General features: G+C 38.1%; 9 protein-coding genes. 3 read left to right on the top strand and 6 right to left on the bottom strand.

Going from position 1 to position 13,703, the window contains the following annotated elements; translation table 11 throughout:
- Positions 1-479 precede the first annotated feature (479 nt).
- Positions 480-1,211 (top strand): SIMPL domain-containing protein, encoded by a 732-nt coding sequence (locus tag RYM16_RS08355; protein WP_105097553.1) that lies wholly within the window; start codon positions 480-482, stop codon positions 1,209-1,211.
- Here the strand turns inward: RYM16_RS08355 and RYM16_RS08350 are convergent.
- Positions 1,192-1,938: a ubiquinone/menaquinone biosynthesis methyltransferase gene (locus RYM16_RS08350; protein WP_105097552.1), complete on the bottom strand. Its 747-nt coding sequence runs from the start codon at positions 1,936-1,938 to the stop codon at positions 1,192-1,194. The two genes, RYM16_RS08355 and RYM16_RS08350, sit on opposite strands and share 20 nt — an antisense overlap.
- 332 nt (positions 1,939-2,270) lie before the next feature.
- On the opposite strand from RYM16_RS08350, the gene sstT reads away from it, so the two are divergent.
- Both sstT and RYM16_RS08340 read left to right on the top strand, forming a co-directional pair.
- Positions 2,271-3,491, top strand: a complete 1,221-nt coding sequence (gene sstT, locus RYM16_RS08345) for a serine/threonine transporter SstT (protein WP_105097551.1) — start codon at positions 2,271-2,273, stop codon at positions 3,489-3,491.
- A gap of 126 nt (positions 3,492-3,617) precedes the next feature.
- The gene (locus tag RYM16_RS08340) at positions 3,618-5,135 is read left to right on the top strand and encodes an NAD(P)/FAD-dependent oxidoreductase (protein WP_105097550.1); all 1,518 of its coding nucleotides are present in this window, start codon (positions 3,618-3,620) and stop codon (positions 5,133-5,135) included.
- Between the two features lie 70 nt (positions 5,136-5,205).
- On the opposite strand, the gene RYM16_RS08335 is transcribed toward RYM16_RS08340, so the two are convergent.
- From RYM16_RS08335 to RYM16_RS08315, 5 genes are all read right to left on the bottom strand, one after another.
- On the bottom strand, positions 5,206-5,862 hold the full coding sequence (locus tag RYM16_RS08335; RefSeq protein WP_105097549.1) for a PepSY domain-containing protein: 657 nt from the start codon (positions 5,860-5,862) through the stop codon (positions 5,206-5,208).
- 133 nt (positions 5,863-5,995) lie between these two features.
- Positions 5,996-7,117: an AI-2E family transporter gene (locus RYM16_RS08330; protein WP_314983305.1), complete on the bottom strand. Its 1,122-nt coding sequence runs from the start codon at positions 7,115-7,117 to the stop codon at positions 5,996-5,998.
- Between the two features lie 191 nt (positions 7,118-7,308).
- Positions 7,309-8,346, bottom strand: a complete 1,038-nt coding sequence (locus RYM16_RS08325) for an OmpA family protein (protein WP_105097547.1) — start codon at positions 8,344-8,346, stop codon at positions 7,309-7,311.
- 789 nt (positions 8,347-9,135) lie between these two features.
- Positions 9,136-10,545, bottom strand: coding sequence for an MATE family efflux transporter (locus RYM16_RS08320; protein ID WP_105097546.1), 1,410 nt, complete (start codon positions 10,543-10,545; stop codon positions 9,136-9,138).
- A gap of 255 nt (positions 10,546-10,800) precedes the next feature.
- Positions 10,801-13,703 (bottom strand): YadA-like family protein (locus RYM16_RS08315; protein WP_314983304.1); only part of this gene is annotated, 2,903 nt, incomplete at its 5' end.

Below are 13,703 nucleotides of genomic sequence, written 5' to 3'. Positions count from 1 at the left end.
TATGGTTGGTTTTGACTTTGTCAAAACCCGCACTCTGGCATATGTTCAATCATATTGATTGATTACCTATCATTGTTCAGTTTTCAAAGATCTGTTATCAGTTAGCTCCACTTCATTCGAAGTGTTATCTTAACTGACGACTTGATTATAATAACATGTGACCTCGTTCGTGTCAACACATTTTATAATCTTTTTTGAAGTTCTTTTTGAACCTCTAAGTGTATTACTACACTCATTAAGAAACAGTCGCTCGAACGACTGTATGCATATTATAGTACAACGAAATTATAAGTGCAACCCCCAATTCTCAACTTCACACAACTTTCACTATACTTTCATAAAACCCCTAATAGCCAACAATTGATTTTATACAATCAATCATGTACAATATAGCTGTAATACAGAACTTGTAACATAAATAGTTCTATTTTATTAGTATCAATTAATATGAATATTACATTAGTGTAAGGAGATTAAGTATGAAATTATCTAAACGTTTATTATCAAAAACAGTAGCTCTAGCATCTATATGTGCAACTATGGCTACAGCAGCTTTTGCTGCACCCCAAGGTACCTTCGATACCTCTGAAATTCAAATTACAGGCCAAGCATCTCGCTCTGTAGCACCAAGCTATGCAATTTTAACCTTAGGTATTACAAGTCAAAACACAAATATTAATGCTGCTAAATCTAATAACGATCGTATCATGAGTGACTTAATCAGTAGATTAGCAAATCTAGGTGTTGATAAAAAAGATATTTTCACATCGAATATTTCTATTAATCCAACAAGCGATTATCAAGAAGGCAAACGTATTAACACAGGTTACAATGTGTCCAATCACGTAACAGTTAAGATTAATAACCTCGATAACGTAGGAAAGGTTGTCGATGCCGCTGTTAGCGCTGGGGCTAACGACATCAACAACCTTTCATTCCAAAATGATGTGTCTCAACAATTATCTGATTCTTTAACTACAGAAGCGATTCAAAACGGTCGCCATAAAGCGGAAGTTATCGCTGCGGCTCTCGGTCGCACCTTAGGCCCAGTAAAAACGGTTTCTATTAGTACAACAGAAACAAGTTCTATGGACTCTGGTTACTACCGTAGCGGAGTAATGCTTAAAGCAGCACTCGAAACTGCTACGCCTGTAGAAAAAGGTTCTTTAGTAGTTTCTCAAGACGCTAACATCACTTATTATTTACAATAGAATTCTCTGGTACAACACCTTCGTGGACCGCTACAATGCCGCCTGTCAATTCATGATAGGTGGCATTTTCATATCCAAGAGATTTCCAGATTTCTAAAATTTCACTTTGGTGAGGATAACGACGCAAAGATTCTGGAAGCCATGCATAAGATGAGTTATCCTTACTGAGTTTACCTATAATAGGTAATATATAAGAGAAGTAGAAATTGTATAACTGTTTAAAACCAAACATACTTGGTTTCGCCAGTTCTAATACAACTACTTTCCCACCTGGTTTTACAACACGTTGCATTTCGGATAATACTTGTTTAATATCCGGTACATTACGCATTGCAAAGCCACTCATAGCCGCATCAAAAGTATTATCTGCATAAGGTAAAGCCATTGCATCACCTTGTACTAGATTCACTTGATCCATTAATCCTGCATTTTCAATGCGAACACGACCTTGGTCAAGCATTTCGCTATTAAAATCTAACGCCTCTACTCTTAGTGTAGGTTCTTGACGTAATGCTTCCTTTGTAAACACACAGGTACCACATGCTACATCAAGCACACGTTGGTGAGGACCAATATTCATTGCTTTTACAGAGAATTTGCGCCAAAAATAATCTTGTCCAAAGCTTAAGACTGTATTCATTAAATCATAGTTTTTTGCAATATTAGAAAAAACACCTTGTACAAATTGCTCTTTATCGGCATACGTTTTAAATTCTTTAGTATTCATTATGGTCCTTTCACTAATCAAGAACTGTATATGGCATAGTATACCATATTATAGGAACTCTAAAAAAGAATCCTATTATATATACTATAAATAGCAAGCATGTACTATTTACATATATGATACAAGTACTGATAAATTCTATAAAAAACAACACGTCCTATACGGTAAATAAACATGTTTATCACTTACTATATATTTAACATAAATACGTATAAACATCTATAATATTCTCTATTGCTACTATTACATGTTCGTTGTATAATGACATATGTCCATGATGAAAGGATATATTCATGGAGTTTTTTTGTTTTTATTAAGTATTGGAGTGTACTATGAATCGATTTGTTAAATCAATCAACAAAGTCAGTCTAATCCAACAGATTATCATAGGTTTGATCATTGGTATTTTGACTGCACTTTACGTGCCAGATGTGGCAAATGAACTTGCTTTATTAGGTGTTCTTTTTGTTGGTGCTCTTAAAGGCATCGCACCTATCCTTGTATTTTTCTTGGTAATCGCTGCGATCAGTAAACATCGCTCTGGCCAAAAAACAGGTATGGGTTCTGTAATCACCTTATATCTATTAGGTACATTCCTCTCCGCAGTATTAGCTGTAATCGTGAGTTTCTTCTTCCCTACTACATTACATCTAGCAGCAGGTGCCGCTGATGCAGCTCCTCCGCAAGGTATTGCTGAGGTTATGACCACATTACTTAAAAATGTAGTTGATAACCCTGTAAAAGCGTTGATGTCCGCTAACTATATCGGTATTCTAGCTTGGGCTCTTATCCTAGGTGGTGCTTTACGTCATGCACCAATGAATACAAAAGAGGTTATGGAATCCCTTGCTCAAGCAATTACTACAGTGGTAGGCTGGATTATCCGCTTTGCTCCTCTTGGTATTATGGGCCTTGTAGCGGAATCTATTGCTACTAACGGTATCGAAGCTTTGATTGGTTACTTCCAATTACTCGTTTTATTACTTGGCTCTATGATTTTCGTAGCACTAGTAATCAATCCAATTCTGTCCTTCGTTTATCTTCGTCGCAATCCATACCCATTGGTATTTAAATGTTTACGCGAATCTGCAATCTACGCATTCTTCACACGTAGCTCTGCTGCTAACATTCCTGTAAACCTTGACTTAGCTAAACGTTTGAAACTGAACCCTGATATGTATTCCGTATCCATTCCACTAGGTGCAACTATCAATATGGGCGGTGCGGCGATTACAATTACAATCATGACATTAGCCGCAGCTCATACATTAGGTATTATTGTAGATATTCCTACAGCAATCCTGTTATCTATCATCGCCACTATTGGTGCCTGTGGTGCTTCTGGTGTAGCAGGTGGTTCTTTACTACTCATTCCATTGGCTTGTTCCCTATTCGGTATTTCCAACGACGTAGCAATGCAAGTTGTAGGCGTTGGCTTTATCATCGGTGTGTTACAAGACTCAACGGAAACTGCGCTTAACTCTAGCACAGACATTCTCTTCACAGCTACTGCAGACTATGCAAAACGTGGCTACCACGAAGATTGGAACTAAAACGTTCTAAGGCGGTCCTTCGGGACCGTCTTTTTTACATACAACCATATTGATTTTATTCAATGTAAGGTTATAATAGAGTTAATGATAATAACTATTAGTAGATATATATTGAAAGGAATCAACATGAAACAATACGATATTATTGTAGTTGGTACAGGCGGCGCAACCATCGTAGCTGACGCTGCGCAAAAAAAAGGCCTTAAAGTGGCCATCATAGAAAAAGGTAAATTTGGTGGCACATGCCTAACTCGCGGTTGTATTCCTACGAAGGTTATGGTTACAGCAGCTAATGCCATTCAAGAAGTAGAAGAGTTCAAAAAAATAGGCATTAATGTTGGCGATGCAACAATGAATTGGGACACTGTAGCTAAACGTACATGGCATATGATTGATAAGTCTGCAGGCATCTATGATTACTATAACGCTTATGACAATGTAGATGTATATCGTGGTGCTGCAAGTTTTGTGTCCGATAAAGTAATGAATATCCACCTTAACGATGGCTCTGGTATCGTAGAAATCACAGCTCCCACTATTATTCTAGGTACTGGTGGTTATAGCAACGTACCAAATGTACCTGGGCTTCAAGAGGCAGGCTTCCTTTCTAGTGAAAGTTTATTTGGCGATAAGTTCCCGAAACAACCGTATAAATCGCTTGCAGTACTCGGTGCAGGCCCTATCGGCGTAGAATTTGGTCATGTATTTGATGCAGCTGGTACTGAAGTTACCATCATTCAACATAATGTGCGCCTTGTACCTAAAGAAGACGAAGAGATGTCCGAACATCTTCTTCAAAACTACCGAGCTCGTGGTATTAACGTAATCTTAAACCAAGACACTGTTGAAATCCGTCAAGAAGATGGTCTTAAAGTTGTAGTCACTAAAGATCGTAGCACTGGTGAAATTACAGAAACTAAGGTAGAAGAAATCCTCGTAGCAGCCGGCATTCGTCCTGCTGTAGAAGAGCTCCATCTTGAAAATACTGGTATCGAAACATGGCCAAAAGGCTGGATCAAAACTAATGAATTCTTAGAAACATCCGTTGATGGTATCTATGCGTTAGGCGACGTAAACGGCGAACCTGCATTCCGTCATCGTGCGAACTATGAAGCTGATATTATCGCTCACAACCTATACTTTGCTAAAAACGAAGAAGATTTCCGTTGGGCACGCTATGATACATTGCCAAAGGTTACATTCTCTTACCCTGAAATTGGTAGCGTAGGTCTTACTGAAGCAGAAGCTATTAAAGCTGGTTATAATGTAGGTGTAGGCAAAAACTACTACTCCTCCACAGCTAAAGGCTATGCAATGGGTATCAATCCTGGCGATGTAAATGACGGCTTTGTCAAAATCGTGGTAGACAAAGATACTAATCATATCCTTGGTATGCACGTAACAGGTCCTCAAGCGTCTATCCTCTTCCAACCATATGTAAACCTTATGAACAGTGGTGTAACTCCATTAACAGCAATTAATGAAGAAATCGCTTCTGAACGTACTAAACGCTTACGTGAAAAAGGTATTACTCGCGAAATGGATCCTAAATCCGTTATCACTGTAGGTGAAACTATGAGCCCACATCCGTCCTTAATCGAGGTTATTATGTGGACACAAGTATACTACGAAAACCGTTGGTAATAACTATTAAACAAAAAAAGAGCCAAAGGCATATGCCTTTGGCTCTTTTATTTGATTATCAATCAATAGATTAACGACCCATGTCGATGCCACTACCAAAGATAAGATTTGTTTTGCGGCCATCGAAACCTTGATCTGGTTCAGGTGGTAATTTATAAGATTTAGATTGCTCTAGGTAAGCACCTGTTTCAGCATCTACTGTAACAACTACTTTTTTACCATCTTGATGCATTGTTACATAGTACAAGATTTTGCCGTCATGAGCTTCAATTTTCCAGCCCTTCATAACAGCATCAGCACCGAGTTGTTGTTTAGCAACGCGTTCTGCTTGAGCAGATTCAATTACTCGATCTTTATTGAAGATTTCACCGATAATTTTTTTAGGTTTGCCACCTTCTTCCATATTGGAAGTATTACCAGTGATTACGTCGATTTTCATCTTGTATTGATGATATTTACTATAGCCAACAACTTTGTAGCCATAGTTTAAATCGTTAGAGTTAAGCTCTACGGAGTGAAGCGCAGCATTCGGGAAGCGATTTTGGAAAATAGTACCAATTTTGCTCATAGTCATAACCATGGACTCGCCTGGTGCACGTTGTACAGAAATATCAGTACTTGTTTCTGGCTTTGTTTTACGTGCATCTGCCACACTTGGTGTAGCAACAGACAATACACCTACTGCCAATACACCAGTTAATGCCATAGAAATTAACTTTTTATTCATTACATATCCTCCTACTATATGCGATACTTTTAACAATGTAAAAGTAATTCACATACTAGAATTACTATAAGTCCGTGCCATAATCAACAGCACACAAAACATACATTAACAATCATATTATTTAGACAATATACTATAAACCTTCATTTGATGCAAGTCGTTCATCTACATCAGACATAAGTAATTTATAGCATGTAGCTACTAAAGGAACACCAATCAACATGCCAGTGACCCCCATCAAGCTACCACCTACGATAACCGCAGCAAATACCCATAATCCCGGCAAACCAACGGAGTTACCGACGATTTTAGGATAAATGAAGTTGCTTTCAATTTGATGAATCACTTCTAAAATAATCACGTAAATTAACGCATCCATAGGGTTAACAGTGAGCAACATAACTGCACCGATAACACCACCCACATAGATGCCAAGCAATGGAATCAAACCAGTAAGGCCAATTACGCAGGCAATGGTTGTAGCGTATTCAATATTGAATAACCATAATGTAATACCTACCATAACACCTAAAATCAAGGCGTCAATAAACTGTCCTACAAAGAAATTACTAAATGTTTGAACTGCCACACGGGTTACATAACTAACACGATTCACCCATTCATCAGATGCATAGGCTTTTACAATACGTTTGCCTTGCATCATAAGGCGTTCTTTATCAAGGAGCATATAAATAGCAAAGATCAATCCAAGACCGATATTTAACGTCCAAGATAAAACTGTGCCCATTGCATTAACGATGTATGTACCGCCTTTAGTCCCCCATTCACGAGTATACTTAACGATACTTTCACCACTCAACGTGTCCATAAGTGTCTGGTTAGATGCCATTGGAATCGTCTCTGTAAGATGCTGCATCCAAGTTTGGAACTCTGTATACAGTTGAGGCGAAGACGCCACAATAATCGACATAGAATGAACCAATTGAGGAAGCGCCATACGGGCAATAAAATACACGATTACGCTAATTGTCACAAAAGATAATACAAGACTGAGAGGTCGTCGTATCTTATACCTCCATCCAGATTCACTCTTAGGCCATAGCCATCGCTCATAGCGCACTACTAAAATATCTAGCACAAAAGCAATACAGGCACCTACAATAAGTGGAACAAATGCTGTAATAATAGCATCAATGGCACTAGCAATATCACTTATTCTAAGGGCCATCATGATCATAACACCAGCTAGTATGATAGCACCTATGAGCGGTTTGTAATATTTAAATTTTTTCATATATAACCTACTTTACTATACTCACACCGCATACATTATCAAAGCTTAATGAACATTGTATGACCTACGATTGTTTGCAAGTTTAGTATAACATAAAAGTCCACCTTATCACATGCTCGGTCCCCCGATGAACACGAGAGCATGATAGAAGGTGGACTTTATTGTATGTCTAATCTAAATTAGTTTAGAGATTAGCGGTGAATGTAAACGTCTACACGACGGTTTTCAGCTTTACCAGCTGCAGTGGAGTTAGTTGCCACTGGTTTAGTGTCGCCATTAGCGATACCGATGAAGCGATCAGCAGATACGCCATTATTTACTAAGTATTGAGCTACGTATTGTACGCGGCGTTCGGACAAACCAATATTGTATTGAGGGTTTGCATCAGTATCAGCATTACCTAACAATTTAACTTGGTCTTGAGAGTATTGGTGAGCAGCGTTTACAGCAGCTGTTAAGTTTGGATATTGGTCGGCACGAGCAACATCTTGGTCGGAATCGAAGTAGATGGATTGTACATAGTAATCCAATTTAGGAGTTTTGTATACAGGAGCTTCTACTACAGGAGCTGGAGCTGGAGTGTATACAGGAGCTGGAGCTGGAGTTGCTACAGGAGCAACAGATTTTTGGCCACCGAAACGGTAAGACAAGCCAACTACAGGACCTTGGAAGGAGATGTTGGAAACATCATCACGTTTAGTGTTGATATAACGGTAACCAGCATTGATATCCCAGTCTTCGTTAACTTTGTAGCCTAAGCCTGCTTCCCAAGTGGAAGTTTTCTTAGTACCTACACCAGCTTTACCATAAACTTCTACTTTAGAGCCAAGGTTAGCTTTACCAATTACACCTACTTGTGCAATGTTGTTTGCTTTAGCGAAATCATCGCCAGAAATGTGTGCATAACCACCATATACTGCGAAGTTCTTGTTCAAGGATTGAACTACGTTCACTTCGTGCATTTTGTCGCTGTAGCCAATACCACCTAATTTATCATTCAAACCATGATATTGGTATTGCAATGCTGTTTTATCAGTCAAGCCATATGTTACAGCACCATCGAAGTTCCATTTTGCGTCAGCATTCCAAGCTTCAGTTTTTGCTTTAGAATGAGCTGCGCCAAGATCAACTTGGAATTCGCCTTTGTTGAATTGAGTTTGTGGAGTTGCACCAGCAACGGATACGCCTACAGCAGCAACTGCCAATAAAGCTAATAATTTTTTGTTCATTATAATTCCCTCCAAAAATAGCCCATAACAATACACAGGGCCTTGGTAATAATATACTTTCATTTTACACAACTTTTCGATAAATTTCAATATCTTTTATGAACCTATCATGAATTTTTCGAAATTTATCTATATAAAAATCTTATAATTATAAAATTTTAAATCCCTTTTATCTCCTCTTTTTTATAACACTCATATGATTTTATAGATATACATTAATTAAAATATTATTAATTTTATTTATTGTTTTTTTATAGATTATCAATATGTTACTGATAATCTACTTAAGAAACTTATAACTATGATGTCTGTGAAAGTAGATAGCTTCTACCATAGCAGTAGTATAAACACTTTTCAATTCTATCAACGATTTTCTTTGATATAATTTCATAAAACCTATTATTACTTAATCTAATAAATTTAACTATAACAAAACGAGTAAAAGCCCCCTCAGTATGCACTAAGGAGGCTTTTATCGTTTCTTATATATATCCCTTACATATATACGTGAAATCAGAAGTTTCTGGTCAGACGACACATTCCCCAATGTGTCATTTTTTCCACATTTTGTATTGTACATCAAATAATTTGAATATACAAGATAATTTTCATAAACCTCTCATAAACTATTTTGATATTTTCAATATAGAAAGTAATAACAAACATAATTGTATAGATTTTATCTGCATCTTCTCTCTATATATCGAACATTTTTAATTTTAGATTTTATATGAAAATTTATATGCTAAATGATTGTCAAGATTGATTACTAACTATATTTACAGAGTATTAGACAATCTTATTCTGCCATGCACCTTTAATAAATCGCAAATAGGAACAGCATAAGCGTAAGGACTGATCAAAGCATAAGGATAGCCACGCCCCTAACAAACCTAATCCTAATGTAATACATAATAGATAAGTAATTATGGGGCGAATGATGGCTACGCTTACAAGGGAATATTTCATAATGTAATACGTATCCCCTGCTCCTTTTAATACACCAGAATATACTTGCTGTAAAGCTTGTGGGAAAGCCGCTATTGCCATGATTCCCATCAAAGAACCAGAAAGAAGTACTACTTCACTTTCACGAGTATAAAGTTGTACCAAAAAGTCTCCAGGACCAATAAATATCAAGGCGCTTACAAGGCCCACAATCAGTCCAATTCGAGCACCGATATTACCATAGACACGTGCAATATCTGGACGTTTATGCCCAAGGTTTTGCCCCGTATGAGATGCTCCCGCAAAGCCAAGTCCCATGGCAAAGTAATAGAATATATCCATTAAGTTCATACATACATAGTGTGCTGCCAATGGTACTGCACCTAAGGAAGCAACAATCATGGTGTATGTATACATACCAAAACGTTCAAAGAACTGCTCCCCTAGAGAGCTGCCCCCAACGTGAAACATAGTATGAAGTACAGGTCTTTCAAAGGTCCATTTGGATGGATGTCGCAATGTTAATCCTGTAGTCGTATGCTGTGAGATAGTACGCAATAGCAACAAAGCAATAAGAGCACTACTGATCATAGTGGACACCCCTGCCCCCATAACACCGAGCTCAGGAAAGAACCCAATACCATAAATCAAGAAAAAGTTCATAATGGTATTTAAAATGTTCCCTACTACATTCGATTTAAAAATGACTTTTGTATTACCGTATCCGATTAGTGCAGCCCCTACAATTTGGCTAAAGGACTGAAAAATAAGGCTGATAACAATGAAACGACCATACCAGACAGCGGTTTCTATATAACCATCTTCTGCGCCAGTAAAGCGTAAAATATGCTCTAAATTAAAGAAACATATCACTAATAAAGGCACGTATATTAAGAAATTCAATAATATAGACTGCTTAAGAACTGCATTCATACCATCTACATCACCTTCACCATGACGGCGAGCTATGATAGCGGTAATAGCAATAGATAAAGCGCGACAGAAAATGAGCATCACCATTTCAGGCTGTCCCATAATACCTACCGACGCAAGCGCAGACGCACCGAGTGCCCCAACCATTGCCAAATCGATGGCTGTCATAAATTGTAACATCAAGCCTTGTAATGTAGCCGGCCAAGCAATTTTCAAATAATTACCATACAGTTGCTTTGTCGTCCCTACCGGACCTAACCGCTCTGCAGCGGGCAACATGGTATCAACTGAAAGCCATCGTTGTATGCGTGCTAACATAGTAACTCCTATTCATGTAAGATCATACAAGGTGGGGCAAAATTCTCAACCCCTAATATCTTAAATATTATATCACAGAACATATGAGTAGTCATTCATGTATAATGCATTTTACATAAGAATATATATCAAAAATGCAAAAGAACCTCTTATAGCACTTGATTATACCCCACCAGGTATATCAGAGTATAAGAGGTTCTTAAGTTTATAGGTCAATAATTATTTAACCTATGTAGTGATAATTATTTTCAATTATTAACCTTTGGATGCCAACAGTCTATCTACTGCTGCACGCAAGTCATCTAACCCTTGTTTTGTTTCAGCCAATTCTTGACGTTGACGTTCATTTTCAGCTTCCAATGTGTTTAGACGAGCTGCTTGATCAGCAATAACATATTTTTGTTCAGCATTTTCCTTCTTGAGGCTAGATACCTCATCTTGCATTACATACACAGAGCTAATAGGACCTGCTTTGTAACGATCAGGAATGTTTTTCTTTTCTGGGCTAGAACCAAATTTATGGGTTACACCAGCATTCACCATATTATGGTTACCACCAACGGAAACACCTACATTGAACATAGTATTTTCGTTCGTATAATGCGCAAGACCAAGGGCAGCTGCTGTTTCACCACGATAGTTACCAACACCAGCCATAACTTGAGTTGGTTCTAATGGATCATATTGGATTGGCTTCAACGCTGCCATGGCTGCTGCATGAGCACCAACACGTTGTACTTCACCTGCTACTTGACCAATAGCATCGCCAATTTTAGCATTAGATGCTTTTAACTGACCAATATTCACTGCATCTGTATCATCAGAACCAGGTGCTACACCTTTAATTTGATTGTTACCATTATTGAGGCCATCCTTAGTCAAGGATACAGGACCTGCATTAGGATTGTTAGGATTTGCACTACCAGGTGTAATTGTCATGCCATTACCATTTGTGACAGTTGTATTACCCGCTGCATCTTTAAATGTAGCAGATTTCATATCTGTAAGCTCTGGATTTACAGCATAACTAATTGTTTTACCTTTTTGGCTAACCATCATATTATTGCCCGCTTTAAAAGTAAGCGTTTCATTTGGTCTAATTTTTTCTGGTGTTGCATTTGGTGTGCTATTTACACCAGAGCCTTCTGTGCCAACTGTTGCGTCCCAGCCTGCATTAGCTACAGCAGATTGTACTTGATCTTCAGTGGCTGCGCGGCCAGAAGTAATATTGTTAGGGTCCCACGTTTTATTAGTCAAACCTGTTACAACACCATCTTTACCATTTACTGCAACAGGATTATTGCCACCTGTAGTAATGATGCCATCTTTGCCATCAATACCTACAGTACCAATAGCAGCTTTACCATCCTTACCATTAAGAGCAATCTTATCTGCTACTTTCACAGAACCATTAACACCATCAATAGCAACAGCATTTGTACCATCACCAGCTTTAATAGTACCATCTGTACCATTAATCGCTACAGCATTACCATCTTTACCAGCTTTGATCGTACCATTTGTACCATCCACAGTAATCGCTTTTGTTGGATCCGCTGCACCCAAGGTAATCTTATCATTTAACTTGTTGTCGTAAACGATATGACCATCGGGAGCAGTAGTTTTAGTCAACACAATATTGCCTGTAGTATTATCGGCGCTTTCACCACCATTAGCAGTTAATTCAGTTGTTGCCGCCTTAGTTTTAGCATCTAATTGACGTACATTCACAGCATCTGTGTCATTTGTACCATCTGCTACATTAACAATCTTATTATTGCCATTATCAAGGCCATTGCCAGTTAAAGACACTGTATCTTTACCAGGTTTTGTAATTGTTACACCATCCTTAGTGAAAGTAGCCTTGTTGCCAGCAGCATCGGCTACAGTTGTACCAGTCGCTTCAACCTTAGTTGTATCGCCTGCTGCATTTGTTACTGTTGCACCAGTAGAAGCAACATTTGTTGTATTACCAGCTGCATCTTTAACAGTAGCACCTTTAGCGTCAACCTTAGTTTCATCACCAGCAGCATTTTTCAATATATTGCTAGTCGCATTAGATATATTAGAGTTACCTGCATTATCTGTCAAATTATTGCTTGTAGCATTAGATACGTTAGAGTTACCCGCATTATCTGCCAAAGTATTGCTAGTTGCTGTCGCAGTATTCGTATTGCCATTCGGATCAGCAATCGTATTAGATGTGGCATTTGATGTGTTTGTATTACCTGCACCATCATCGATTACATTTTTATCTGCTGTATTTGTATTCGTCTTAGCACCATCAGTGATAGTAGTCCCCGCTGCCGTAGTGGCTGTGGATTTTGTACCATCTACAACAGTGTTACCAGCCGCATTAGATGTATTCGTTTTACCACCATCAGTTTGAACGATACTATCGCCTTTGATAACAGTGGTTTTACCACCAGTGGCATTGAATATAGCAGACTCCATATCTTTAAGATTTTTGTTTAAGGAGTACGCTAAAGTTTTACCATTTTGGTCAATAATGAGGTTATTGCCAGCCTGTAATTGAACCTCTTCACCACTAGAGATCTTAGTCTTAGCAGAGCCATTAGCTTCACCAGTGGAACCAGCTACTGTACCAGAGTTTATATTCCAACCAGCACCTACTGCATCAGATACTTGTTGTAATTGATCTTCTGTTGCAGCTCGACCAGAAACAGCTTTTGTAACACCTGGTGTCCATGCTGTATTTGTTAAACCAGTAACAGTACCTGCAGCACCATCTAATTTAACAGTGTTAGCACCACCTGTAGTGATTGTGTTATTCACACCATCTATAACTGCAGAACCTGCAGTTACTTTACCAGCAGTACCATCAACAGTCACCTTATTAGCACCAGTACCTGTTGTAATCGTATCTTTAGTGATAACTGTGCTGTTACCAGCATTATCTTTGACAGTTACAGTACTAGCTGTTGCTTCTGTAGTATTTGTACCATCAGTAATTGTATTGGAGGTAGCTTTGGATGTATTTACATTACCATTGCCATCATCAATTACATTGCTGTCTACAGTTGTTTTGTTAGATTTAGCACCATCCACTAATGTGTTTTCATCAACAGTAGATGTATTAGTTTTAGCACCATCTTTAATCACTTGACCAGCTGCAGTTGTTTCTGTGGACTTAGTAC

Source organism: uncultured Veillonella sp., assembly GCF_963524655.1.
GTDB lineage: Bacteria > Bacillota > Negativicutes > Veillonellales > Veillonellaceae > Veillonella.
The sequence above is the reverse complement of the archived record's forward strand: the minus strand, read 5'-3'. Positions and strand labels throughout refer to the sequence as shown.

Excerpts from the sequence above, each read along its gene's own strand:
- RYM16_RS08320 (WP_105097546.1), bottom strand. The coding sequence starts at position 10,545 with ATGTTAGCACGCATACAACGATGGCTTTCAGTTGATACCATGTTGCCC.
- sstT (WP_105097551.1), top strand. The coding sequence starts at position 2,271 with ATGAATCGATTTGTTAAATCAATCAACAAAGTCAGTCTAATCCAACAG.
- RYM16_RS08350 (WP_105097552.1), bottom strand. The coding sequence starts at position 1,938 with ATGAATACTAAAGAATTTAAAACGTATGCCGATAAAGAGCAATTTGTA.
- RYM16_RS08335 (WP_105097549.1), bottom strand. The coding sequence starts at position 5,862 with ATGAATAAAAAGTTAATTTCTATGGCATTAACTGGTGTATTGGCAGTA.
- RYM16_RS08355 (WP_105097553.1), top strand. The coding sequence starts at position 480 with ATGAAATTATCTAAACGTTTATTATCAAAAACAGTAGCTCTAGCATCT.
- RYM16_RS08330 (WP_314983305.1), bottom strand. The coding sequence starts at position 7,117 with ATGAAAAAATTTAAATATTACAAACCGCTCATAGGTGCTATCATACTA.
- RYM16_RS08340 (WP_105097550.1), top strand. The coding sequence starts at position 3,618 with ATGAAACAATACGATATTATTGTAGTTGGTACAGGCGGCGCAACCATC.
- RYM16_RS08325 (WP_105097547.1), bottom strand. The coding sequence starts at position 8,346 with ATGAACAAAAAATTATTAGCTTTATTGGCAGTTGCTGCTGTAGGCGTA.